General features: G+C 72.6%; 23 protein-coding genes. 11 read left to right on the forward strand and 12 right to left on the reverse strand.

All coding sequences use genetic code 11. The annotated features are described in order from the left end of the window. Window positions 1–115: 115 nt before the first annotated feature. The 3 genes from ACIRRH_RS34220 to ACIRRH_RS34230 form a co-directional block, all read right to left on the reverse strand. Complete coding sequence (locus tag ACIRRH_RS34220) at window positions 116–1285, reverse strand: helix-turn-helix domain-containing protein (RefSeq protein ID WP_403075232.1); 1170 nt, start codon at window positions 1283–1285, stop codon at window positions 116–118. Between the two features lie 204 nt (window positions 1286–1489). Further along, a complete protein-coding gene (locus ACIRRH_RS34225; protein ID WP_403075234.1) occupies window positions 1490–2932 on the reverse strand; it encodes an amino acid permease in 1443 nt (480 codons plus the stop codon). Window positions 2933–3197: 265 nt separating this feature from the next. Further along, window positions 3198–3425 (reverse strand): hypothetical protein, encoded by a 228-nt coding sequence (locus ACIRRH_RS34230; protein WP_403075236.1) that lies wholly within the window; start codon window positions 3423–3425, stop codon window positions 3198–3200. A gap of 147 nt (window positions 3426–3572) precedes the next feature. On the opposite strand from ACIRRH_RS34230, the gene ACIRRH_RS34235 reads away from it, so the two are divergent. Continuing rightward, window positions 3573–4562, forward strand: a complete 990-nt coding sequence (locus tag ACIRRH_RS34235) for a Ku protein (RefSeq protein ID WP_403075238.1) — start codon at window positions 3573–3575, stop codon at window positions 4560–4562. Window positions 4563–4617: 55 nt separating this feature from the next. After that, a complete protein-coding gene (locus ACIRRH_RS34240; protein ID WP_403075240.1) occupies window positions 4618–4911 on the forward strand; it encodes a hypothetical protein in 294 nt (97 codons plus the stop codon). A 32-nt stretch (window positions 4912–4943) separates the two neighbouring features. Here ACIRRH_RS34240 and ACIRRH_RS34245 read toward each other — a convergent pair whose 3' ends face one another. After that, a complete protein-coding gene (locus ACIRRH_RS34245) occupies window positions 4944–6332 on the reverse strand; it encodes an NADP-dependent succinic semialdehyde dehydrogenase (protein WP_403075242.1) in 1389 nt (462 codons plus the stop codon). 120 nt (window positions 6333–6452) lie between these two features. Continuing rightward, window positions 6453–6734, reverse strand: coding sequence for a DUF6158 family protein (locus ACIRRH_RS34250; RefSeq protein ID WP_051829638.1), 282 nt, complete (start codon window positions 6732–6734; stop codon window positions 6453–6455). A 142-nt stretch (window positions 6735–6876) separates the two neighbouring features. On the opposite strand from ACIRRH_RS34250, the gene ACIRRH_RS34255 reads away from it, so the two are divergent. The 3 genes from ACIRRH_RS34255 to ACIRRH_RS34265 are packed head-to-tail and all read left to right on the forward strand — an operon-like array spanning window position 6877 to window position 9821. Then, on the forward strand, window positions 6877–7494 hold the full coding sequence (locus ACIRRH_RS34255) for an ArsR/SmtB family transcription factor (protein WP_403075244.1): 618 nt from the start codon (window positions 6877–6879) through the stop codon (window positions 7492–7494). Further along, window positions 7491–8783 carry an MFS transporter gene (locus ACIRRH_RS34260; protein WP_403075246.1) on the forward strand — a complete coding sequence of 431 codons (1293 nt, stop codon included), beginning with the start codon at window positions 7491–7493 and terminating at the stop codon, window positions 8781–8783. The genes ACIRRH_RS34255 and ACIRRH_RS34260 overlap by 4 nt, the downstream gene beginning before the upstream one ends. A gap of 54 nt (window positions 8784–8837) precedes the next feature. Then, window positions 8838–9821, forward strand: coding sequence for an adenosine deaminase (locus ACIRRH_RS34265; RefSeq protein WP_403075248.1), 984 nt, complete (start codon window positions 8838–8840; stop codon window positions 9819–9821). A 72-nt stretch (window positions 9822–9893) separates the two neighbouring features. On the opposite strand, the gene ACIRRH_RS34270 is transcribed toward ACIRRH_RS34265, so the two are convergent. The 4 genes from ACIRRH_RS34270 to ACIRRH_RS34285 all read right to left on the reverse strand — a co-directional run bounded on the left by ACIRRH_RS34270 (window position 9894) and on the right by ACIRRH_RS34285 (window position 12658). Further along, complete coding sequence (locus ACIRRH_RS34270; protein ID WP_403075249.1) at window positions 9894–10514, reverse strand: vitamin K epoxide reductase family protein; 621 nt, start codon at window positions 10512–10514, stop codon at window positions 9894–9896. Then, on the reverse strand, window positions 10511–11302 hold the full coding sequence (locus ACIRRH_RS34275) for a DsbA family protein (RefSeq protein ID WP_403075251.1): 792 nt from the start codon (window positions 11300–11302) through the stop codon (window positions 10511–10513). Before ACIRRH_RS34275 ends, ACIRRH_RS34270 begins: the two co-directional genes overlap by 4 nt. Before the next feature lie 103 nt (window positions 11303–11405). Then, the gene (locus tag ACIRRH_RS34280) at window positions 11406–12065 is read right to left on the reverse strand and encodes a hypothetical protein (RefSeq protein ID WP_403075252.1); all 660 of its coding nucleotides are present in this window, start codon (window positions 12063–12065) and stop codon (window positions 11406–11408) included. 98 nt (window positions 12066–12163) lie between these two features. Then, window positions 12164–12658: an SRPBCC family protein gene (locus ACIRRH_RS34285; protein ID WP_403075254.1), complete on the reverse strand. Its 495-nt coding sequence runs from the start codon at window positions 12656–12658 to the stop codon at window positions 12164–12166. A 124-nt stretch (window positions 12659–12782) separates the two neighbouring features. On the opposite strand from ACIRRH_RS34285, the gene ACIRRH_RS34290 reads away from it, so the two are divergent. After that, window positions 12783–13652 (forward strand): Fpg/Nei family DNA glycosylase, encoded by an 870-nt coding sequence (locus tag ACIRRH_RS34290; RefSeq protein WP_403075255.1) that lies wholly within the window; start codon window positions 12783–12785, stop codon window positions 13650–13652. A gap of 53 nt (window positions 13653–13705) precedes the next feature. Here ACIRRH_RS34290 and ACIRRH_RS34295 read toward each other — a convergent pair whose 3' ends face one another. Continuing rightward, entirely contained in the window at window positions 13706–14566 is an 861-nt protein-coding gene (locus tag ACIRRH_RS34295) for an SAM-dependent methyltransferase (RefSeq protein WP_403075257.1), read from the reverse strand. A 278-nt stretch (window positions 14567–14844) separates the two neighbouring features. Between ACIRRH_RS34295 and ACIRRH_RS34300 the strand changes: the two genes are divergently transcribed. The 5 genes from ACIRRH_RS34300 to ACIRRH_RS34320 all read left to right on the forward strand — a co-directional run bounded on the left by ACIRRH_RS34300 (window position 14845) and on the right by ACIRRH_RS34320 (window position 20588). Continuing rightward, window positions 14845–15609, forward strand: coding sequence for a polysaccharide deacetylase family protein (locus tag ACIRRH_RS34300; protein ID WP_403075258.1), 765 nt, complete (start codon window positions 14845–14847; stop codon window positions 15607–15609). 153 nt (window positions 15610–15762) lie between these two features. Next, window positions 15763–16089, forward strand: a complete 327-nt coding sequence (locus tag ACIRRH_RS34305; protein WP_403075261.1) for a hypothetical protein — start codon at window positions 15763–15765, stop codon at window positions 16087–16089. A 251-nt stretch (window positions 16090–16340) separates the two neighbouring features. Next, window positions 16341–17213, forward strand: coding sequence for a sulfurtransferase (locus ACIRRH_RS34310; protein ID WP_403075262.1), 873 nt, complete (start codon window positions 16341–16343; stop codon window positions 17211–17213). 160 nt (window positions 17214–17373) lie between these two features. Then, window positions 17374–18900 (forward strand): M1 family metallopeptidase, encoded by a 1527-nt coding sequence (locus tag ACIRRH_RS34315; protein WP_403075265.1) that lies wholly within the window; start codon window positions 17374–17376, stop codon window positions 18898–18900. Window positions 18901–19064: 164 nt separating this feature from the next. Then, window positions 19065–20588: a M1 family metallopeptidase gene (locus ACIRRH_RS34320; protein WP_403075268.1), complete on the forward strand. Its 1524-nt coding sequence runs from the start codon at window positions 19065–19067 to the stop codon at window positions 20586–20588. 57 nt (window positions 20589–20645) lie between these two features. Here ACIRRH_RS34320 and ACIRRH_RS34325 read toward each other — a convergent pair whose 3' ends face one another. Further along, window positions 20646–21455: an aminoglycoside N(3)-acetyltransferase gene (locus ACIRRH_RS34325; protein WP_403075271.1), complete on the reverse strand. Its 810-nt coding sequence runs from the start codon at window positions 21453–21455 to the stop codon at window positions 20646–20648. A gap of 116 nt (window positions 21456–21571) precedes the next feature. After that, window positions 21572–22675: an alkene reductase gene (locus ACIRRH_RS34330; protein ID WP_403075273.1), complete on the reverse strand. Its 1104-nt coding sequence runs from the start codon at window positions 22673–22675 to the stop codon at window positions 21572–21574. Between the last annotated feature and the right edge of the window lie 27 nt (window positions 22676–22702).

Here is a 22702-nt window from a genome sequence, read left to right on the forward strand (position 1 = left end):
GGCCGAACCGGTCCGGCGGGGCCGGCCACCACTCCCGCAGGTGGTGGCCGGCCCCGCTGCTTTCGCGGCGGGCCGGCCGTCGCCGTGCCCGGCAGGGGTTGCGGAGCCCGGGCGTTCACCGGTGCAGCCACTCCCCGGCCTGCCGCTGCTCGCGGGCGATGCGGCCGGTGGTGTCCGGAGGCAGACGGGCGAGCAGAGTGACGGCGGCATCGGCGTGACCGGCGAGGGCATGGGCGCCGGCGAGGCGGGCGGAGACCAGGGCGTGGTCGCGCGGGTGGGCGGCCCGGTCGAGGAGCCGCAGGGCCGCCTCCAGCCGGGCCGCCGCGGTGCGGGCGTGGGCGGTGCGGCCGGTGTGGAGGGCGAGGTCCCGGTGGCAGGTGCCGTGGGCGACCGCCAGGACCAGCTCGGCGCGCACCGTCCAGGGCGTCGGCGCCCCGGAGGGCAGGGCGGCGTCGGTCAGCCGCCGGGCGTCCGCCAAGGTCCGGTGGACCTGCGGTGCCTGGCCGGCCAGCGCGTGGGCGTGGGCCTGGACGACGGCGGCCCAGGCCCGCAGCCCCGGCAGGGGAGGGGCGGTGGTCCGGGCGGCCTCGGCCAGGGTGAGCGCGGTGGCTTGGTCGCCGAGCCACCAGTAGAGGGCGCTCTGCCGGACCAGCAGCGCGGCCGTGGTGGCCCGGTCGCCGGTCGCGCGCGCCCACTCCAGCCCGGTGGCGTACCAGCTGAGCGCGCGGGCGGGGCGGTCGCCCTCGAAGTGGGCCCAGCCGGCGAGTTCGGCGTACTGGGCGGCGAGCGAACGGTCGGCGGCGAGGTCCTCGCGGGGGCCGGGGTGCCGCCCGCCGAGCAGGGTGTGGGCGTGGTGCTCCAGGACGGCGGCCAGCTCCTCGCCGCCGATCCGGCCCGCGGCGGCGCGGTAGACGGCGAGCAGGTGGGCGAGCACCTCGACGGTGGCGGCGTCCGGTGGGGCGGTGCGGACGGCGAGCGGTGTCCGGGCGGCGGCGCGTTCGCCGAGGTGTTCGCGCTCCTGCCGGACGGTCTGCCAGAGCCCGGCCAGTTCGCCGTCGGCGAGCAGGAGCTCGTCGGCCCGGGCGGGCATCCCCGGCGGCGGCCAGCGGCGGGCGTTCTCCACCCGGCTGATCAGCGAGTCGTGGTAGCCGAGCAGCCGGCCGAACTCGGCCTGGCTGAGGCCGCGGGCCTCGCGCCAGTGGCGCAGTCGGCGGCCGAAGCGCAGGCGTGCGGACCCGGGTTCCGTACGGGGTGGGGGCGGCGGGGGCGGTGCGGGGGTGGGCAAGGGCGGCACGGGGTCTCCCGGAGGGGGCGGGGGAGTGCTCGTGGGGGAGCGTCATGCCCTGGTATCCCCGTTGACGTGCCTTGGTCAAACTGGAGGGCCGGTGGGCCGGGAACGGAGGGACGGGTAGCGGGCCGGGAACGGCGCCGGGCCCGGGAGCCTGCGAAACGGCTCCCGGGCCCGGCGTTCCCGCGCGGGGCGGACGGGTCAGGATCCCGCCGCCACCGCGGCCCGCCGCCGTCGGCCCACCACGGCCGAGGCCGCCAGCACGATGGCTGCGGCGACCAGCGACAGGTACATCTGCTTGCGCCCGTCGGCGTCGGTGAACATGTACGCCATGACGAACCCGATCATGCCCATGGCCGTCCAGGTCAGGTACGGGTACAGCCACATCCGGACGGTGTGCCGCTCGGGCATCTCACGCTCGATGATCTTGCGCATCCGCAGCTGGGTGGCGCAGATGACCAGCCAGACGAAGAGCGCGACGGCGCCGGAGGAGTTGAGCAGGAAGGCGAACACGGTGTCCGGCGAGGTGTAGTTGAAGAAGACCGCGACGAAGCCGAAGACCACCGAGGAGAGGATCGCGACCCGCGGCACGCCGCGCGAGGTCACCGTGGCGAAGGCCTTGGGCGCGTCCCCGCGCTGACCGAGCGAGAAGGCCATCCGGGAAGCCGTGTACATCCCGGAGTTGAGGCAGGACAGCACCGCCGTCAGCACGATCACGTCCATCACCTGGCCGGCGCCGCTGATGCCGATGTGGTCCAGTACGGCCACGTACGGGCTCGCCTTGACGTCGGCGGAGTCCCACGGCAGCAGGGTGACCACCAGCAGGATCGAGCCCAGGTAGAAGATCCCGATCCGCCAGATGACGCTGTTGGTCGCCTTGCTGACCGCCTTCTCCGGGTCCTCCGACTCGCCCGCGGCCAGGGTGACGATCTCGCTGCCCATGAAGGCGAAGACCACGGTGAGCATGCCGGTGAACACCGCGCCCACCCCGTGCGGCAGGAAGCCGCCGTGGCCGGTGAGGTTGCTGGCGCCGACCGCGTGGGTGCCCGGCAGCAGGCCGAAGGCGGCGAGGGTGCCGATCACCAGGAACGCGGCGATCGCGACCACCTTGATCCCGGCGAACCAGAACTCGAACTCGCCGTAGGAGGCCACCGAGAAGAGGTTGGTGGAGGTCAGCACCGCCATGACTATCAGCGCCCAGCCCCACTGGGGCACGCCGGGCACCCAGTTGTTCAGGATCTTCGCGCCGGCCGTCGCCTCGACGGCCAGCACCACGACCCAGAAGAACCAGTAGAGCCAGCCGATGGTGAAGCCGGCCCAGCGGCCGAGCGCCCGGTCCGCGTACGCCGAGAACGAGCCGCTCTGCGGGTCGGCCGCGGCCATCTCGCCGAGCATCCGCATCACCAGGACGACCAGCGTGCCGGCCAGGGCGTAGGAGAGCAGGATGCCGGGGCCGGTGGTCGCGATGCCCGCGCCGGAGCCGACGAAGAGGCCGGCGCCGATCACGCCGCCGATGGCGATCATCGACAGGTGGCGGTTCTTGAGCCCGGCCTTCAGGTGGCCGTCGCCGCCGTGTCCGATCGGCCCCGGTTGGTGGGGGAGGTTGGTGGGGGCCGCGGTGGGCTTGGTGGTGTCCGCACTCATCAAGGGTGCCCTGTGCCTTTCCAGCGCGGTGTGACCCTCGGCTCGTAGCGCCGGAGGGTGGGGGACGTACCCGCGCATTGCGTTGCAACCTAACTTCTACGCCCGAGTATCGGAACAATGCTTTGGTAACTGTTCGCTCAACGGACGCAAAAAGCCTGGTCAGGGTGGGTGGAAAGGTGGCATGGAAACCTCAAATCTGATGCGTCATCAGAATTCTGGGAGGTTGCCAAGCTCTGCTGGGCCTCGGATCGGCCGCCGGTGGCGGTCAGATCGGCCGGATGTCGAGGATGGTGATCGACGCCTCGTCCGCCGGTCGCCCGGTCAGTCGGGCGGAGAGGATCCGGGGGATGTCCTCCTCCTGCGAGTATCCGGGCAGCACGGCCACTTCCGCGCGCCGTACGCCCGGCTCGCCCCGTACCGCGTACGTCACCAGGTAGCCGTACCGCTCCGGCGGCGGTGCCTGGCCCCGGTCCTGCCGGCTCCGGGCGGTCATGCGCATCGACCTCCTCGGCCCCATTGTCGGCGCGGTGTGGCCGATCCTCGCAAATCCAGGCACAGTGGGACTCTCGGGGCATGCCGCAGGAGCATCCCGAGCGTTCTCGGTGCCGGCCGGTTCCCGGCGCCGGTCAGGAGCGACCCCATGCAGACCACCTGGAAGGGGACGATCAGCTTCGGGCTGGTCAGCATCCCCGTCCACCTGTACTCCGCGACCCAGGAGCACGACGTCCCGCTGCACCAGGTGCACGCGAAGGACGGCGGGCGGGTGCGGATGAAGCGGTACTGCGAGCGGGAGGAGAAGGAGGTCCCGTACGCGGAGATCGCCAAGGGGTACGAGTCCCCCGACGGGCGGACCGTCACGCTCTCCGACGAGGACCTCGCCGACCTGCCGCTTCCCAGCAGGAAGATCATCGACGTGCTGGCCTTCGTGGACGAGGGCGCGATCGACCCGCTGATGTTCTCCAAGGCCTACTACGTGGGCGTCGCCGACAAGGGCGCCGCCAAGCCGTACGCGCTGCTGCGCGACGCGCTCACCGAGTCCGGGCAGATCGCCGTCACCAAGATCGCGCTGCGCACCCGGGAGTCGCCCGCGGTGCTGCGGGTGCACGACAACACCCTGGTGCTCCAGACCTGCATCTGGCCCGACGAGGTCCGCCCGGCGGCCGGCATCGCGCCCGAGGGGGACGTCACCGTCCGGCCGCAGGAGCTCAAGATGGCGCGCTCCCTGATGGACACCCTCTCCGAGGACTTCGACCTGGCCCAGCTGCACGACGACTACCAGCAGGCGTTGCAGCAGGTGATCACCGCGCGGCTGGAGGGCGTCGAGGTCCCGCACGAGGAGGAGCCGGGCGAGGCCCCGGACAACGTGATCGACCTGATGGAGGCGCTGCGCAGCAGCCTCAAGCAGGCCAAGGGCGGGCGGGACGCCGGGGCCGGGGAGGCCGGCGCACAGGAGGAGCCCGCACCGCGCAAGCGTGCCCCGGCGAAGAAGAGCGCCCCGGCGGCCGGGAGGACCGCCGCGAAGGCAGGCTCGAAGACCTCCGGGAAGACCTCCGGGCAGGGCTCCGCGAAGAGTCCGACGGCGAATCGGAGCGCCACCCGGAAGTCCTCGGCTCCCCGCAAGGCCTCCTGACCCCCTGGGTCAGGTCTTCCTCCCGTCCAGCCGTCCGGCATTGGAGGCGATCCCGATGGACCTGCTGACCTACAAGGAAGTCGACGCCCGAACCGAGGCCGAACCCGAAGCCCAGCAGAACCGGGGCTTCGGGCACCGCGCCTGGCACTGGCTGCTCAGCCTCAGCCCCACCGTGGTGACGTTCATGATTGCGCTCTCGGTCGGCCTCGGCATGGTCGCCACCCAGGTGAGCCTGCTGCCGGTGCTGGTGCCGATGGCGATCTTCTGGGGCCTGACGGTCATCGCAATGTTCGGCGTGATCGCCCGCTGGATGACGCCGGGGCCGGGCCGGCACCGGATGGCGTCCTGACCCGGCCGGGATGAGTCGGGGTCCGGGAGGGCTCAGCCGATCCACACCGTGGTGACGTTGCAGAACTCCCGGATCCCGTGCCCGGACAGCTCCCGCCCGAACCCGGAGCGCTTGACGCCGCCGAACGGCAGCGCCGGGTGGGAGGCCGTCATCCCGTTGAAGAACACCCCACCGGCCTGGATGTCCCGGACGAAGCGCTCCCGCTCCGCCTCGTCGGTGGTCCAGACGTTGGCGCTGAGCCCGAACGGGGTGTCGTTGGCGACCGCCACCGCCTCGTCCAGGTCGGCCACCCGGTAGACGGTGGCGACCGGGCCGAAGGTCTCCTCCTGGTGGATCCGCATCGCCGGGGTGATGCCGGTCAGCACCGTCGGCTCGAAGAACCAGCCGGTGTCCCAGCCGGTCGGGCGCCCGCCGCCGCACTCCACCCGGGCACCGCGGGTGCGGGCGTCCTCGACCAGTTCCTCCAGGTCGTCCCGGCCCTGCCGGCTGGCCAGCGGGCCGACGTCGGTGCCCTCGTCCATCGGGTCGCCGACCTTCAGCGCGCGCATCGCGTCGGCGAACGCCGCGGTGAAGCGGTCGTACACGTCGGCGTGCACGATGAAGCGCTTGGCGGCGATGCAGGACTGGCCGTTGTTCTGCACCCGGGCCCGGACGGCGGTGCGCACCGCGGCGTCCAGGTCGGCGCTCGGCAGCACGACGAACGGGTCGCTGCCGCCCAGCTCCAGGACGGCCTTCTTCACCTCGTCCGCCGCGGTGGCCGCGACCGCCCGACCGGCCGGCTCGCTGCCGGTGAGGGTGACGGCGGCGACCCGGCGGTCCCGGATCACGCCCTCGACCGCGCCCGAGCCGATCAGCAGGGTCTGGAAACAGCCCTCCGGGAAACCGGCCCGCCGGAACAGCTCCTCGATCGCCAGCGCGGTGCGCGGCACGTTGGACGCGTGCTTGAGCAGGCCGACGTTGCCCGCCATCAGGGCAGGCGCGGCGAACCGGATGACCTGCCAGAACGGGAAGTTCCACGGCATCACGGCCAGCACCGGGCCGAGCGGGCGGTACCGGACGTAGGCGCCGGTGGCGCCGGAGTCGGTGACGTCGGCCGGGGCCGGGTGCTCGTCGGCGAGCAGCGCCTCGGCGTTGTCCGCGTACCAGCGCATCGCCTTCGCGCACTTGGCGGCCTCGGCGCGGGCGGCGGCGAGCGGCTTGCCCATCTCCTCGGTCATGGTGCGGGCGACCGCCTCCTGGTCCTGGTCCAGCAGGTCGGCGGCGCGGTGCATCAGTTCGGCGCGGGCGGCGAAGGAGGTGTCGCGGTAGCTGTGGAAGGCGGCCTCGGCGCGGGCCAGCCGCCGCTCGATACCGGTCGCGTCGAGCGGTTCGAAGGTCTTGACGGTCTCGCCGGTCGCGGGGTTGACGCTGGCGATGGGCATGGGCGCTCCCAGGTGGGGTCAGGGTCCGGTGCGTCTACCCTCACACCCTCCCCGACCACCCGGCTCCGGGCACGTCACCGCGCGCCCGGCGTGTCCCGGCGGGCGCGCGGTCGGCTCCGGTCACTCCGGCAGCGACTCCACCCGGGCCGCCGCCTCCCGGGCCCGGGCCCCGGCCCTGGTCCGTGCGGCGGTGACCTGCCGGTTGGGGAAGCGGTGCAGGTACTCGGCCTCCAGCTCCCCGGTGCGCAGCGTGTGCCGCTTCAGCGCGTCCTCCGAGCCGTAGAGGAAGGTCTCGTGGCGCGTGCGGTGCAGCTGCTCCAGCTCGTGCAGGAGCGTGTCGTTGCCCAGGGCGTGCGGGGAGATGCCCGCGGGCCGGATGTGCGGGTCGTCGGCGTGCCGCATCTCGGTGCCTCCTCGGCGGAAGTCCCCTCCTACAGGGTGCCCGTCGGCCGCCGCCGGTGCACCCGTTCGCTCGCACGGTGAATTCACAAGAGAAGTTGTAAAAGGATGGTCGTACAAGAGCTCTTGTGGATATTCTCCCGGCATGACCGAGAACACGACCGAGAACACGGCCGAGACGACGGACGAACCGCGCGGCTTCCGGGCGATCTCCGACTCCCGGGTGCTCGCCTCCCTCACCCACCCGCTGCGCCGCCGCCTGCTCGACCTGCTCAAGGTGGACGGCCCGGCGACGGTCGGGCAGCTCGCGGAGCGCACCGGACAGGCGGTCGGCAACGTCAGCCACCACCTGAAGGTGCTGGCCGAGAGCGGGCTGATCGCCGAGGCGCCCGAACTCGCCCGGGACCGGCGCGAACGCTGGTGGCGGCTCGCCGACAAGGAACTCGGCTGGACCAGGGCCGACTTCGACGGCGACCCGGTCACCGAGGCCGTCGCGGACGCGGCCGGCTCGATGCTGCTGGAGCGCCAGGCCGAGCTGGTCCGCGAGTGGGGGGCGCGGCGCAGCGGCTACGCCCCCGAATGGCGGGACGGCTGCTCGATCGCCACCCAGACCTGGCTGCGGCTCACCCCGGAGGAGGCCCGGGAACTGGCCGCGGATCTGCACGCGGTGATCCAGAAGTGGACGGACCGGCCGGTGCCGCAGGACGGGCGGGAGCGGGAGACCGTGCTCGCCTTCTCGCACAGCGTCCCGGCCCGGCCGTGACCGCCGCGGCCGCCGCTCCGGTTGCCCGGGAGCCCGAAGTCCGTTCGCGCTGGGGCCTGTTCGCCGATCGGGACTTCCGGCTGCTGTGGGCCGGGGAGACCGCCAGTCGGCTGGGCAGCAGCGTCACCTCCGTCGCCCTGCCGCTGGTCGCGGTGCTCGTGCTGGACGCCGGGCCGCTCGCCTCCGGTCTGCTGACCGGCGCGGTCTGGATGCCCTGGCTGGTGCTCGGGCTGCCGGCCGGGGTGTGGGTCGGCCGGCTGCCCCGGCGGGCCGTGATGATCGTCTGCAACCTGGTTTCGGCCGCGCTGTTCGCGAGCGTGCCGGTGGCGGGCTGGTTCGGGGTGCTCACCCTGGCACAGCTGCTGGCCGTGGCCTTCCTCAGCGGGGTGACCTCGGTGTTCTTCGGCGCCGCGTACCGGGCGTACCTGCCCGAGCTCGTGGCGCCGGAGGACCTGATCGAGGGCAACGCCAAACTGGAGGGCAGCGGCTCGGCCGCCGAGGTCCTCGGGCGCGGACTGGCCGGGCTGACCGTCCAACTGCTGGGTGCGGCCGCTGGGTTGCTCGTCGACGCGGTGAGCTTCCTGGTCGCGGCCGGCACCCTGCTGCGGATCCGCGTCCGGCCGGAGCCGGCCGTGCCCGAGCGGGCGGACCTGCTCGGGCAGGTCCGGGAAGGGCTGTCCTTCCTGCTGCGCGACCCGTACCTGCGGGCCTTCCTGTGCTTCGGCGCGGCCGCGAACTTCGCGCTCATGGGCTACCAGTCGATCCTGGCGCTCTTCCTGGTCCGGGAAGCGGGGATCGCCCCCGGCTGGGTCGGCGGGCTCGCCTCCGCCGGCGCGGTCGGCGGCGTGCTCGGTGCGCTGGCGGCCCGCCCGCTCTGCCACCGGCTCGGAACGGCGCGCGCGGTGCGGATCGTGCTGCTCACCGCCGTGCCGTTCGGGCTGCTGATGCCGCTGGCCGGGCCGGGCTCCGGGACGGCGCTCTACCTCCTCGGCTCGTTCACGGTCATCGCCGGGGTGGTGTTCGTCAACGTGGTGCTCGGCAGCTTCCGACAGTCGTACACCCCGCCCGAGCTGCTCACCCGGGTCGCGGCCGGCTCGATGGTCGCCGTCTACGCGACCATGCCGCTCGGTGCCCTGGCCGGCGGCGCGCTGGGCGCGGCGATCGGACTGCGTGCCACCATGTGGGTGATGACCGGCCTGCTCGCCCTGGCCGGAACGCTGCCGCTGCTCTCCCCGCTGCGCACCCTCCGGGAACTGCCCACCGGGCCCTCGGTGGGCAGCAGCTCATAGGATGGATCATTCCGTCACCTCCGGGTCCACCCGCTACCGTTGGACAGATCGCACATGCCGCTTCCCAAGGCCGAACTCCACCTGCACATCGAAGGCACCCTGGAGCCCGAACTCGCCTTCGAGCTCGCCGCCCGCAACGGCGTCGAGCTGCCGTACGCCGACACCGAGGCGCTGCGCGAGGCGTACTCCTTCAGCGACCTCCAGTCCTTCCTGGACCTCTACTACGCGCTGATGGCCGTGCTGCGCACCGAGGACGACTTCGCCGACCTCGCCGACGCCTACCTGGCCCGGGCCGCCGAGCAGGGTGTGCGGCACGCGGAGATCTTCTTCGACCCGCAGGCGCACACCGCGCGCGGAGTGCCGCTGGCCGCGGTGGTCGACGGGCTGACCAGGGCGCTGGAGCGCAGCCAGGAGCGGTACGGCATCAGCACCCAGCTGATCATGTGCTTCCTGCGGGACGAGTCCGCCGAGTCCGCGCTGGAGACCTTCGAGGCCGCCCGCCCGTACTTCGACCGGATCGCCGGCATCGGCCTGGACTCCGCGGAGGTCGGCCACCCGCCGGTGAAGTTCCGCGAGGTGTACCGCCGGGCCGCCGAGGCCGGGCTGCGCCGGGTCGCCCACGCGGGCGAGGAGGGCCCGGCCTCGTACATCACCGAGGCGCTGGACGTCCTCGGCGTCGAGCGGATCGACCACGGGCTGCGCTGCCTGGAGGACGGCGAGCTGGTCGCCCGCCTGGTGCGCGAGCAGATCCCGCTGACCCTCTGCCCGCTCTCCAACGTCCGGTTGCGCTGCATCGAAACGCTCGCCGACCACCCGCTGCGCGAGATGCTGGAGGCCGGCCTGCTGGTCACCGTCAACTCCGACGACCCGGCCTACTTCGGCGGTTACGTGGAGGACAACTTCCGTGCCGTGCGCGAGGCCCTCGCCCTCGACCAGGAGACCCTGCGCCGGCTGGCCGCGAACTCCTTCCGCGCCTCGTTCATCGACGACCGGCGGCGGGCCGAACTCCTGGCGGAGGTCGAGGAGTTCACCTTCTGACCGGCCCCTGACGCGCCTGCCGTGGCGGCCCGCCGCCCTCCCCGTCGAAACGGGAGGGCGGCGGGACGGGGGTCAGATCAGGGTGCTCCAGTAGTACCAGAAGCGGTTGAGGACCAGCAGCGCGATCACCGCGTACCACAGGGCCGGGACGACCCAGTGGTAGCGGGCCGCCTCCCGGACGACCGCCCGCAGCCGGGGGCCCACCGGGATCACGCCCGTGCGCAGGTTGTGCAGCGTGGTGTACCAGAACAGCGGGATCACCGCGGCCCACACCACCATGCAGTACGGGCAGAGCGCGCCGATCCGGTACAGCGCCTGGTACATCAGCCAGGTCACGAAGCCGACCCCGAACACCGTCCCGGCCTGCAGGCCGAGCCAGAACCAGCGCCGGTACGCAGCCCCGGAGAGCAGCCCGGCGCCGACCGCGACGACGACCCCGAAGGCGACCAGCCCGATCAGGGAGTTGGGGAAGCCGAAGGCCTCGGCCTGCTCGCTGCGCATGATCGAACCGCAGCTGATGATCGGGTTGATGTTGCAGTTGGGGACGTAGGACGGGTCCTGCAGCAGCCGGATCTTGTCCAGGGTGAGGACCGTCGAGGCGAACAGGCCGACCGCGCCGCCGACCAGCAGCAGCCAGGCGAACGGGCGGCTCGCGCCGTAGGTGGGCCGTGCGGCGGGGGAGCCGGCCGTCATCCGGTCACCTGCTTGACCATCGCGGTGAACTGCTCGGGGGCGACGGCCTTGCCGTTGGTCAGGACGTCCAGCTTCTTGCCGTCCAGCTTGACGGTCGGGGTGCCGGTGACGTCGCTCTTGTTGAACTCCTCGTTGACCTTGGCCGCCCACGGCGCGTAGGTGCCGTCCTGGACGGCCTTGACGAAGCCGTCGGTCTTCAGGCCGGGTACCTGGCCGGCCAGGTCCAGGATGTGGTTGACGTCGCCGAAGGCGTCGCTGCGCTCGTCCGGCTGGTTGGCGTACAGCACGTCGTGGAACGCCTTGAACTTGTCCACGCCCTCGTTCAGCGCGGCGCCGGCGGCAGCCAGCGCGGTGCGCGAGCCCTTGCCGCCGAGGTTGTTGTCCAGGAACGTCGCCAGGTGGTACTCGATCTTGTACGTGCCGTCGTCGGCGAGCTGCTGGATGGCCTTGCCGGTGGTGGTCTCCAGCTGCTCGCAGAACGGGCAGCGGAAGTCCTCGTAGACCTCCAGGGTGTGCGGGGCGTCGGCCCTGCCGTAGGTGATCACGGTGCCGTCGGTGCCGCTCGCGTTGGCCGGGACGACCAGCGGGCCGTTCGCGGCGCTCGAACCGGAGCCGGAGGAGCCGCCGACGGCGAACGCCACGCCCGCCGCGAGGGCGAGCACGGCGACGGAGGCGCCGCCGACCACCACCCGGCGGCGGATCCGGTCGGAGCGCTCGGCCTGGGCGCGGGCGACGCGCATGCGCTCGGTGGCGGAGGTCTTCTTGTCGGCCTTGCGGGTGTTGCTCACGGGGTGTCGTCCTGTGCTCTCGGGCGTACGGGGAGACGCGCGGCCGGGCGGGGCCTGCGGGAGGGGAGAGACGGCCGGCTGAGCGGGCGGGAGGCCTGCGGGCTCAGGCGGCCAGGGCGAACACCGGCGGCCCGCGCCGGACGGCCGGGCGGACGACGACGTCCTCGGCGGGGACCAGCGCCCGGCTGGCCCGGGGGAACGGCACCCGCGCCGGCGGACGGGCCGGCAGCGGAGCGACGAGCAGCCGCAGCCAGCGGGCGGCGGCGGGCAGGTGGCGGTGCAGGAACTCGCCCAGCATCCGGACGGTCCGGGCCAGGCAGCACAGCGCGGCGTCCGCGCGGCGCAGCCAGTAGGCGCCGGCCAGCGCGATCACCGTGTGCAGCAGCAGGAGCAGCAGCACGCCGGTCTGCGGGGAGACGCCGTGGCCGAGCAGGAAGCCGCCGAGCGAGCCGCCGCCGCACAGCAGCGGCCGGAGGCCGTGCGCGGCGCCGGGCGGCAGCGAGGGACAGGTGCTCTGTGCGAGGTCGAACAGCGCGCCGGCGCCCAGCTCCAGCGGCAGGAACACCGCCGCGATCGCCGGGTAGCCGCGCTCGCGGCCGGCCGGCGCGAAGGCCACCGCGAAGACGGCGGCCGAGGTCAGCAGCATCGGGCCGACCGGCAGCGCGCGGCCGGTGACGAGCACCTGGCCGAGCCCGGCGAGCAGGACGACCAGCGCGGCGAAGACCGCCGCGCGGAGCGTCCTGGTGACCGGGCCGATGTCCATGGGACCCGAGTCTGCCACAGGTCGAAACTGGGACGGCCTGCCGGGCGGCGAGCTGTGAAGAGCCTCACCACCCGCGCTGAGCTGGGCTTATGCGGAACTTACGGGCGGCCGCCGGAGGCCGGCGGGGCGTCGTCGGGTGCCTCGGGGTGGCCGTCGGCGGCGTTCACCCGCGCCTCCACCAGCTCCCGGAAGTGGTCCAGGTCCTCGCGCACCGCCCGCTCGATCGCCCCGGCCAGGGCGAAACCGCGCGGCCCGCCGAACTCCCGGTGCACCGCCTCCGGGTCGTACTCCACCCGGATCTGCACCCGGGTGTGCCGGGCGTCGAGCGGCATCAGCGCGAAGGCGCCGTGCAGCCGGAGGACGTCCAGGGTCCGCCAGGCCATCACCCGGCCCCGGCCGCGGTCGGTGATCTCGGCGTCGACCGAGCGCTCGGCCCCGTCGATCTCCACCCCGAGGTGCGCGAGGTTCCGGCCGTGCGGGTGGGCGCTGCGGACGCCCTCGACGAACTGCGGATACTCGTGCACCCGGTGCAGCTGCTCCCAGGCGGCGAGGACGGGGACGGCGATGTCGATCTGTTCCTCAAGGGTGCTCATGGTGCGCGGCACCTCCCTCCGTTCCAGACTGCGCCTCGGGGTGGGGACGGGCAAAGCGGAGGGTGAGGGTGGAATGGTGGGGCGAGCGCGCGCGGTCGGCGGCGGGCCGGGGGAGACTGGGCGCATGCCTGAGCTGCCCGAGGTCGAGGCGCTGAGCGTCTTCCTGTCCGAGCGGCTGACCGGGCGCGTGATCGCCCGGGTGCAGCCGGTGGCGATCAGCGCGCTGAAGACGTACGACCCTCCGGTGACGGCACTGGAGGGGCGGACGGTCGGTCCGGTGACCAGGCGCGGCAAGTTCCTGGACATCGAGGCCGAGGGGCTGCACCTGGTGGTCCACCTGGCCCGGGCAGGCTGGCTGCGCTGGAAGGACAGCCTGCCCGCCGAGCCGCCGCGGCCGAGCCCGCGCAACCCGCTGGCGCTGCGGCTGCGGCTGGCGGGCGAGGCCGGGGACGGATTCGACCTCACCGAGGCCGGCTCGAAGAAGGGGCTCGCGGTCCACCTGGTGCGGGACCCGGCGGACGTGCCGGGCGTGGCCCGGCTCGGCCCGGACCCGCTGGACCCGGCCTTCACCCTGGCGGACCTCGCCGCCCTGCTGCGCGACGACCGGCGCCGGATCAAGGGCGTGCTGCGGGACCAGAGCGTGCTGGCGGGGGTGGGCAACGCCTACTCGGACGAGGTGCTGCACGCGGCCCGGATGTCGCCGTACAAGTTGGCCGCGAGCCTGACCGAGGACGAGGCGGCCCGGCTGTACGAGGCGCTCGGCGGCACGCTGCGCGAGGCGGTGGAACATGCGCGCGGGCTGGCGGCGGGGGAGCTGAAGGCGGAGAAGAAGCTCGGGCTGCGGGTGCACGGCCGGACCGGTCAGCCCTGCCCGGTGTGCGGGGACACCATCCGCGAGGTGTCCTTCGCGGACTCCTCGCTCCAGTACTGCCCGACCTGCCAGACCGCTGGCAAGCCGCTGGCGGACCGGCGGCTGTCGCGGCTGCTGAAGTGACGCCTTCGCCGGGTGGGACGGCCCGCGGCCGCCCCACCCGGCGCTCGACGGTGTCAGCGCTTGATCGCGACGCCGCCCCAGTAGTACGCGGCCTTCGGGTCGGCCGGCGGCTCGCCGTCCGGGCGCCAGGCCAGCACCGGGGCGACGCCCGGCTCGACCAGCTCCCAGCCGTCGAAGAACCGGACCACGTCGTCGTAGCTGCGCGGCACCAGGGTCATCCCGCCGGCCCGGGCGGCCTCGGCGACCTTGCCGACGGCCTCCGGGTCGAAGTCCGGGGTGGGGGTGGTCAGCGCGATGCAGCTGCCGGCCGGCAGGGCGTCGCGCAGTGCGGCGACCCGGCCCCACGGGTCGTCCGCGTCGGCGATCAGCATCAGCACGGCGATCATCAGCAGGCCGACCGGCTGGGTGAGGTCGAGGGTGGAGGTGAGCGCCGGGTCGGCGAACAGCTCCTCGGGCTTGCGCAGGTCGGCGTGGATGTAGGTGGTGCGGCTGGCCGGGCTGGAGACCATCAGCGCGCGGGCGTGGGCGAGCACGATCGGGTCGTTGTCGACGTAGACCACCCGGGTCCCGGGGCTGACGGCCTCGGCGATCTCGTGGGTGTTCGGCGAGGTCGGGATGCCGGTGCCGAGGTCGAGGAACTGGCGGATGCCGTGCTCCTGGGCCAGGTAGCGCACGGCCCGGCCCTGGAAGGCGCGGTTGGCCTTGGCCATCTCCTTGACGCTCGGCACGGCCTGCTCGATGGCCTGCCCCATGGCGCGGTCCGGCGGGAAGTTGGTCTTCCCTCCCAGCCAGTAGTCGTACACGCGCGCAGAGTGCGGGGCGGTGGTGTCGACGCCGAAGCGTTCCCACTGGCTGAGCTCGGTGGAGCCGTCGCCCTGCTGGCCCTGGTCGGGGGAGTCCTGACTTGTCGTCATGGCCACGTCCTCTGATGGCAGATCATCACACTGGGGAAGGCACAGCGTAGCGGTCCGGAGGGGAGGTGGAGCGTCCGGTCGGGGAAGATCCGTGGAAGAGCTCCGGAAGCGGAGCGTGCGACCGATGGCTCTTGGGCCGTCGGAGTGGTGATCGGGTCCGTCGGAGTTGCCCCCGGGAGCGGCGACGACGGCCAGGGGATGCATCCACAATGCTGTCAGATCATCAGATCACTTCACGCAGATTGTTGCTGGCTGCGGCTGGAATGTCCCTTCTGGGAATGACTGCCGGATGCCGCAGCCCCTGGGGCGGCGGGGAGCGCAGCGCCGTGGCGGGGGCGACCGACGCCGTCTCCCCGCCTGCCGTCTCCCCGTCCGCCACCTCGTCGGCCGCCACCCCGTCGGCCGTCGTGCCGAGCGGGGAGCCCGTGCACCGGGTGCTCACCGAGGCGGAGAGCAAGCCGGTGTACGAGCTGGGCTCGGGGCGGCGGGTGGTGGCGCTCACCATCGACGACGGCCCGGACCCCCGTCACACACCGACCGTGCTGGCGCTGTTCGAAACGTACGGGATCAGGGCGACGTTCTTCCTGATCGGCGAGAACGTGGCCGAGCACCCCGCCCTGGTGCGGGAGATCGCGGACCGCGGCCATCACATCGCCAACCACACCTGGACCCACCCGGACCTGCGGCACCTGTCCGAGGACAAGGTGCGGGACGAGCTGGAGCGGACCTCCGACCTGCTGCAACGGACCACCGGCCGGCAGCCCACCTGGTTCCGCGCGCCGGGCGGGGACTGGTCCGAGACCTCGCTCAAGGTGGCCGCCGACCTCGGGATGCGGAACATGGCCTGGTCGGTGGACCCGCGGGACTGGGCCAGGCCGGGGACCCCGGCGATCATCGACCGGGTCCTCAAGAACGTCCGGCCCGGGTCGATCGTGCTCAACCACGACGGCGGCGGGGACCGGTCGCAGACGGTGGCGGCGCTGAAGGCGTACCTGCCGGCGCTCGTCGACTCGGGGTACTTCTTCACGGCTCCGCCGAACTGAGGGGTTTCCACCGGGTGGTAGGTCGCGACTTTAGCGCTTAAACCACCCAAAAGGGTGGATTGGAAGTACCGTTTCTGCGGATTTTGGGCCTCTAGGGTGATCTCGCACCATTGAAACCGGTACCGCCGAGTACCACCTGAAAGGCCCTCACTCATGCGTCTCCGCAACGCCGTGCTCGCTGCCGCCAGCGCCATCGCCCTCGTCCTCGCCGTTCCGTTCTCGGCCAACGCCGCGGAGGGCGACTTCCTCTACAAGGTCGGCCCCGGCGTCCTCACCGGCCTGGCCGACCCGCAGAGCGGCACGTGCATCGACCTGCCGTGGACGACCGAGGAGGCGCCGGGCTTCGCGCCGGAGAACCTCACCCGGTCCACGGCCACGGTCTTCCTGGACTTCGGCTGCTCGGGCGACGTGTTCTACGTCATGAACCCCGGCAAGAAGCTCGGCGACCGGCTGAAGCTGCGCTCCGTCGTCTTCTCCTGAGCGGACGGTCACCGCGGATCCGGACGGTCGGGCGACGGGTCGGGAGCCGCCGCCCGGCTGACGGGCCCGGCCGGTCAGCCGGGCGGGCGGGGGCCGCCCGGGGTGGCCCGGGCCGGACGGGCGGCGTAGGTTCGAACTGTCCGGCCCGGTCGCCGGCTCTTCGCCGTGCCCGTACGCCCTGCCCTCGTCGTGCGGCCCGCCGTGTCCGTGGTCGGGCGCCGCAGTCTGGGCAGAGCGAAGGAGGGCCTGGGATGACCGGCAACGGCTACGCGCACCCCGAGACGTTGGTCCGCACCGAATGGCTGGCCCACCACCTGGACGACGGGACGATCCGGGTCGTCGAGGTGGACGAGGACACACAGGCCTACGACCGGGACCACATCCCCGGCGCGGTCGGCTGGAACTGGACCACCGATCTGCACAGCCAGGTCGGCCGGGACTACATCGACCGCGACGGCGTCCAGCACCTGCTGCGGGCGGCCGGGGTCGAGGACGACACCACCGTCGTCCTCTACGGCGGCAACAACAACTGGTTCGCCGCCTACGCCTACTGGCTGTTGCGGCTGCGCGGCTTCGGGCCGGTGCGGCTGCTGGACGGTGGGCGCAAGAAGTGGGAGCTGGAGGAGCGGGAGCTCACCCACGAGGTGATGGACTACCAGCACACCGGCTACCGGCTCCGCGGGCCCGAGCGGCCGGAGCTGCGGGCGCTGCGGGACGAGGTCCTGGCCAAGGCCGAGGTGTTCGCCAAGCCCGGGGTGGACGCGGTGCTGGTGGACGTCCGCTCGCCCGCCGAGTTCCGGGGCGAGCTGATCGCGCCCCCGCACCTGCCGCAGGAGCAGGCGCAGGTGCCCGGGCACATTCCGGGCGCGGTCAACATCCCCTGGTCGCAGACCGCCAACGACGACGGGTCGTTCCGTTCGGCGGAGGAGCTGCGGGCGCTGTACGGGGGGCGGGGCGTGGAGCCGGAGCGCGAGGTGATCGCGTACTGCCGGATCGGCGAGCGGTCCGCGCACACCTGGTTCGCACTCACCGAACTGCTCGGCTACCCGCACGTGAAGAACTACGACGGCTCGTGGACGGAGTACGGCTCGCTGGTGCGGGCGCCTGTGGCGCTCGGGACGTGAGTGACGGGTGAGGCGGTGTGGCGGTTTCGCGGCACCGCTGCGAAGCCGCCATTTCGGCGCGTCTCTTCTCATGAACATCTCACGATCGAGGAGTGGATGAGGGGTCGCCGGGACAAGGATCGATTCGACCCAATCGTTCCTGTGATCCCTGGAGGACCATGTGCGCAAGAGACTGATCGTCTCTGCTGCCAGTGCCCTGAGCCTGTTCCTGGCCGTTCCCGCCTCGGCTTCCGACTTCCAACCCGGCGCGGCCGGGGTCGGGGACCCGTACTACCCGACCTACGGCAACGGCGGGTACCGCGTCTCGCACTACGACATCCGGCTGAAGTACCAGCCCGCCACCGACGAGCTGGAGGGCACCGCGACCATCCTCGCCACGGCCACCCAGGACCTCTCCCGGTTCAACCTCGACTTCGCGCTGAACGTCTCGGAGGTCCGGGTCAACGGCCGGGTCGCGAAGTTCGCCACCAGCGGGGAGCAGGAACTGGAGATCACCCCCGCCCGACCGCTGGCCAAGGGTGCCCAGGCCACCGTGGTGGTGCGCTACAAGGGTGTGCCGTCCACCGTGAAGAAGTACGGCTTCACCAGCTGGCACCGCACGCCGGACGGCGGGATCGCCGCGAACGAGCCCGAGGCGGCCTGGTGGTGGTTCCCCAGCAACGACCACCCGAGCGACAAGGCCACCTACGACGTCTCGGTCCTCGTGCCGGACGGCACCCAGGCGATCAGCAACGGCGTGCTGACCGGCACCACCTCCCAGGCCGGCTGGACCCGCTACAGCTGGCGCGAGAACAAGCCGCAGGCGACGTACCTGGCCACGCTCGCGATCGGCAAGTTCGACGTCACCCGGGACACCACGGCGAGCGGGCTGCCGGTCTACAACGCGTACAGCAAGGACCTCGGCGACAACGCCGACGCGGCCCGGGCGAGCGTCGAGCGCACCGGTGAGCTGGTGGACTGGCTGAGCGGCTACTTCGGCGAGTACCCGTTCAGCTCCGTCGGCGGCTACGTCCCCAACGTCCCGACCGGCTACGCCCTGGAGACCCAGACCCGGATCTTCTACAGCCCCCGGCAGTTCGCCAAGGGCTCCAACACCTCGGTGGTCGTGCACGAGCTGGCCCACCAGTGGTACGGCGACAGCGTCTCGCTCTCCCGTTGGAGTGACATCTGGCTGAACGAGGGCTTCGCCCGGTACGCGCAGTTCCTCTGGTCCGAGCACGAGAACGAGGGCACCGCGCAGGAGCTGGCCGACTACGTCTACGCCTCGCACCCGGCCGACGACCCGTTCTGGACCATCAAGCCGGGCGACCCGGGGCCGGACGACCAGTTCTCCAGCCCCGTGTACGAGCGCGGCGCGGTGGCCGTCCAGGCACTGCGCAACGCCGTCGGGGACGAGAAGTTCTTCCGGATCCTGAAGGGCTGGCCCACCGAGCGCCGTTACGGCAACGCCACCATCCCGGAGTTCCAGGCGTACGCGGAGAAGGTGTCCGGGAAGAAGCTCGGCGACGTGCTGAACACCTGGCTGTTCACCGCCGGCAAGCCGGCCGTCGGGCCGGTACCGGCGGGCACCGCGGCCGCGGCCTCGCCGGCGCTGGGCGCGGACCGGGCCGAGGGGCAGCTGCCGGCCGAGCCGAAGTCCTGGAAGAAGATCCAGGAGACCAACTCGGTGCACGAAGCGCATAACTGACGACATGTCGGACTGTTTGACGTGACGGCTCCGCGGCACCGCTGCGGAGCCGTCATTTCGGCGCGTTTCTTCTCATGAAGAACTCACGATCGGGGAGTGGGCGAGGGGTTGCCGGGACAAGGATCGGTTCAACCCAATCGTTCCTGTGATCCCTGGAGGACCACGTGCGCAAGAGACTGATCGTCTCTGCTGCCAGTGCCCTGAGCCTGTTCCTGGCCGTTCCCGCCTCGGCTTCCGGCTTCCAACCCGGTGCGGACGGGCTCGGGGACCCGTACTACCCGACCCTCGGCAACGGCGGGTACCGCGTCTCGCACTACGACATCCGGCTGAAGTACCAGCCCGCCACCGACGAGCTGGAGGGCACCGCGACCATCCTCGCCACGGCGACCCAGGACCTCTCCCGGTTCAACCTCGACTTCGCGCTGAACGTCTCGGAGGTCCGGGTCAACGGCCGGATCGCGACCTTCTCCACCAGCGGCGACCAGGAGCTGGAGATCACCCCTGCCCGACCGCTGGCCAAGGGCAGCCAGGCCACCGTGGTCGTGCGGTACAAGGACGTGCCGTCCACCGTGAAGAAGTACGGCGGCTACACCGCCTGGCGCCGCACCCCGGACGGTGCGGTGGTGGCCGGCGAGCCCGTGTCGGCCGGGTGGTGGTTCCCGAGCAACGACCACCCGAGCAACAAGGCGACCTACGACGTCTCGGTGCTGGTGCCGGACGGCAACCAGGTGATCAGCAACGGTGTGCTGACGGGCACCAGCTCCCAGGCGGGCTGGACCCGCTACAGCTGGCGGGAGAACAAGCCGCAGGCGACGTACCTGGCGACCCTGGCGATCGGCAAGTTCGACGTCACCCGGGACACCACGGCGGGCGGGCTGCCGGTCTACAACGCGTACAGCAAGGACCTCGGCGACAATGCGGCCGCTGCGCGGGCGAGCGTCGAGCGCACCGGTGAGTTGGTGGACTGGCTGAGCGGCTACTTCGGCGAGTACCCGTTCAGCTCCGTCGGCGGCTACGTCGCCAACACCCAGTCCAGTGGCGCCCTGGAGTCCCAGACCCGGGTCTCCTACGGCCCCGGGCTGTTCGCCCGGGGCTCCAACACCTCGGTGGTCGTGCACGAGCTGGCCCACCAGTGGTACGGGGACAGCGTCTCGCTGTCCCGCTGGAGCGACATCTGGCTGAACGAGGGCTTCGCCGAGTACTCCCAGTTCCTCTGGTCCGAGCACGAGAACGAGGGCACCGCGCAGGAACTGGCCGACTACATCTACGCCTTGTACCCGGCCGACTCCCCGTTCTGGACCGTCAAGCCGGGCGACCCGGGAGAGGAGAACCAGTTCTCCGGTGCGGTGTACTACCGCGGCGCGGTGGCCATCCAGGCACTGCGCAACGCCGTCGGGGACGAGAAGTTCTTCCAGATCCTCAAGGGCTGGCCCACCGAGCGTCGCTACGGCAACGCCACCATCCCGGAGTTCCAGGCGTACGCGGAGAAGGTCTCCGGCCAGAAGCTCGGCGACCTGCTGAACACCTGGCTGTTCACCCCGAGCAAGCCCGCCGTCGGACCGGTGCCGGCCGGTACCGCGGCCTCGCCGGCGCTGGGCGCGGACCGGGCCGAGGGGCAGCTGCCGGCCGAGCCGAAGTCCTGGAAGAAGATCCAGGAGACCAGCTCGGTGCACGAAGCCCGTAACTGACGGCATGCGGGGACGGGCCGGCGGTTCCGCGCGCACTGCGGGGACCGTCGGCCCGGCCTATGCCGCTCCGGGGCCGCCGGCCGCCAGCAGCTCGGTGAGGCGGCGGACGGCGAAGGGTATGAGCTCGCGGACCGGGACCAGCCGGCAGGGAGCGTCGCCGACCAGGACCTCGCGGATTCCTGCCTGCTCCTCGAACTCCCGGCCCACGACCGGGAAGTGGGTGTCGTTGTCGTCCCCCACGTCCGGCGCCTCGATCCAGACCCGCTCGCCCTGGATCGCCATCGGGAAGCGGCGGAGCTTGAGCCGGCGGTTGGGCGCGAAGGTCTCGGCGTAGTGCAGGAAGGTGTTGCGGTTGTGGCCGACGCCGACCAGCAGCACGTGCCCGCCGAGGTCGTGCAGCGCGCCGAACGGCGACTCCCGGCCGACGGCGAAGCCGAGCGAGCGCCGGGCGGTGACCTCCCGGGCGTGCGCGCCGACGGCGGCGACCGAGACCTGCGGGTGGGCGCTGCGCAGGCTCTCCGGCAGGGCGCGCAGCGCCTCCGCCACCGCGCCCGTGGCGGATGGCAGCCCGGGGTGGAACAGCGGGACGGCGGCCCGGAGTTCGGCGACCTCGGGGCCGGGCGGGCCGCTGTGCCCGGGGGCCGGGTCGCGGACCGTGTCGGAGGTGAAGGTGGGAGCGGCGACGGTGCCGCCGGGCCCGACCGCCTCGCGCAGGCTGGCCACCACGGCCGCCGCGCCGCCCTCGACCCGGCCGAGGCCGGAGAGCGAGGAGTGCACGATCAGCGCCATGCCCTCCCGGACGCCCACCCGGCGCCAGCCCTCCACGAGGTCGGCGGTGGTGAGCGGGCCGGTGCCCGGTGTGGTCATGGTGCCCCCTGGTGACGGCGGTGCTGTTCGTGCTGGGATCGTTCGGGGCCGACCATAGCGGGTGGTACTGACAGTCGGTCAGGACGGGGGTCCCCTGCGCCGACTCGCCGGCCGGCTCACGGCCGGGCGGCCGGCCGCAGTCGCGGGTAGTCGGTGTAGCCGGTGGCCTCCTGGCCGTAGAGGTGGGTGGGGTCGACGGGGGCGAGCGGGGCGTTCGCGGCGAGCCGCTCGGGCAGGTCGGGGTTGGCGATGAAGGCGCGGCCGTAGGAGACCAGGTCGGCCAGGCCGGCGGTCAGCACCGCCTCGCCGCGCTCGCGGTCGGTGGCGGCGCGGTTCTCGCCGACGTTGCCGATCAGCGGCCCGGACCAGCGCGGGCGCAGGTCGGCCAGGGCCGGGTAGTCGTCGTTGTCGGTGAGGTGGAGATAGGCCAGGCCGAGGCCGTCGAGTTCGGCGAGCAGCGCGCGGTAGACCGGGGCGGGGTCGGCCTCGTACATGCCGAACTGCGGGTTGCCGGGAGACAGGCGCAGGCCGAGGCGGTCGGGGCCGATGGCCTCGGCGACGGCGGTGACCAGTTCGATCGGGAAGCGCAGGCGGCCGGCGAGGGTGCGGGGGCCGTACTCGTCGGTGCGCAGGTTGGTGTTGTCGGCCAGGAACTGGTGGATCAGGTACGAGTTGGCGCCGTGCAGTTCGACGGCGTCGAAGCCGGCGGCGAGGGCCAGACGGGCGGAGTCGACGTGGTCGGCGATGGTGCGGCGGATCTCCTCGCGGGTCATGGCGCGCGGGGTGACGGCCTCCGCCTTGCCGCCGTCCCTGACGTGCACCGGGCCCGGGGCAGGGACGGCGGACGGGCCGGCCGGGACGTCGCCGAGCAGCCGGTTGAGCGGGTGGCCCTGGCGCCCGCCGTGCATCAGCTGGGCGGCGATCCGCCCGCCGGCGGCGTGCACGGCCTCGGTCACCGCACGCCAGCCGGCCACGTGTGCGGGCGTCTCCAGGCCGGGCAGGCGCCAGCCGGACTGGCCCTGGCGGCTGGGCCAGATGCCCTCGGTGACGATCAGGCCGGCACTCGCGCGCTGGGCGTAGTACTCGGCGACGACGGGCAGTGGCGTACCGTCCTCGGCGGCCCGGTACCGCGTCATCGGGGCCATGACGACGCGGTTCGGCAGGTCGAGCCGGCCGAGGCGGTACGGGGTGAGCAGGGATGCGGTGGTGGTCGTGGTCATGCCGGTACGGTAGAACTTGACACCGGT

It is taken from the genome of Kitasatospora sp. NPDC101235 (assembly GCF_044767505.1).
GTDB lineage: Bacteria > Actinomycetota > Actinomycetes > Streptomycetales > Streptomycetaceae > Kitasatospora.

Excerpts from the sequence above, each read along its gene's own strand:
- ACIRRH_RS34225 (WP_403075234.1), bottom strand. The coding sequence starts at position 2,932 with ATGAGTGCGGACACCACCAAGCCCACCGCGGCCCCCACCAACCTCCCC.
- ACIRRH_RS34230 (WP_403075236.1), bottom strand. The coding sequence starts at position 3,425 with ATGACCGCCCGGAGCCGGCAGGACCGGGGCCAGGCACCGCCGCCGGAG.
- ACIRRH_RS34235 (WP_403075238.1), top strand. The coding sequence starts at position 3,573 with ATGCAGACCACCTGGAAGGGGACGATCAGCTTCGGGCTGGTCAGCATC.
- ACIRRH_RS34240 (WP_403075240.1), top strand. The coding sequence starts at position 4,618 with ATGGACCTGCTGACCTACAAGGAAGTCGACGCCCGAACCGAGGCCGAA.
- ACIRRH_RS34245 (WP_403075242.1), bottom strand. The coding sequence starts at position 6,332 with ATGCCCATCGCCAGCGTCAACCCCGCGACCGGCGAGACCGTCAAGACC.
- ACIRRH_RS34250 (WP_051829638.1), bottom strand. The coding sequence starts at position 6,734 with ATGCGGCACGCCGACGACCCGCACATCCGGCCCGCGGGCATCTCCCCG.
- ACIRRH_RS34255 (WP_403075244.1), top strand. The coding sequence starts at position 6,877 with ATGACCGAGAACACGACCGAGAACACGGCCGAGACGACGGACGAACCG.
- ACIRRH_RS34265 (WP_403075248.1), top strand. The coding sequence starts at position 8,838 with ATGCCGCTTCCCAAGGCCGAACTCCACCTGCACATCGAAGGCACCCTG.
- ACIRRH_RS34270 (WP_403075249.1), bottom strand. The coding sequence starts at position 10,514 with ATGACGGCCGGCTCCCCCGCCGCACGGCCCACCTACGGCGCGAGCCGC.
- ACIRRH_RS34280 (WP_403075252.1), bottom strand. The coding sequence starts at position 12,065 with ATGGACATCGGCCCGGTCACCAGGACGCTCCGCGCGGCGGTCTTCGCC.
- ACIRRH_RS34285 (WP_403075254.1), bottom strand. The coding sequence starts at position 12,658 with ATGAGCACCCTTGAGGAACAGATCGACATCGCCGTCCCCGTCCTCGCC.
- ACIRRH_RS34290 (WP_403075255.1), top strand. The coding sequence starts at position 12,783 with ATGCCTGAGCTGCCCGAGGTCGAGGCGCTGAGCGTCTTCCTGTCCGAG.
- ACIRRH_RS34295 (WP_403075257.1), bottom strand. The coding sequence starts at position 14,566 with ATGACGACAAGTCAGGACTCCCCCGACCAGGGCCAGCAGGGCGACGGC.
- ACIRRH_RS34300 (WP_403075258.1), top strand. The coding sequence starts at position 14,845 with ATGACTGCCGGATGCCGCAGCCCCTGGGGCGGCGGGGAGCGCAGCGCC.
- ACIRRH_RS34305 (WP_403075261.1), top strand. The coding sequence starts at position 15,763 with ATGCGTCTCCGCAACGCCGTGCTCGCTGCCGCCAGCGCCATCGCCCTC.
- ACIRRH_RS34310 (WP_403075262.1), top strand. The coding sequence starts at position 16,341 with ATGACCGGCAACGGCTACGCGCACCCCGAGACGTTGGTCCGCACCGAA.
- ACIRRH_RS34325 (WP_403075271.1), bottom strand. The coding sequence starts at position 21,455 with ATGACCACACCGGGCACCGGCCCGCTCACCACCGCCGACCTCGTGGAG.
- ACIRRH_RS34330 (WP_403075273.1), bottom strand. The coding sequence starts at position 22,675 with ATGACCACGACCACCACCGCATCCCTGCTCACCCCGTACCGCCTCGGC.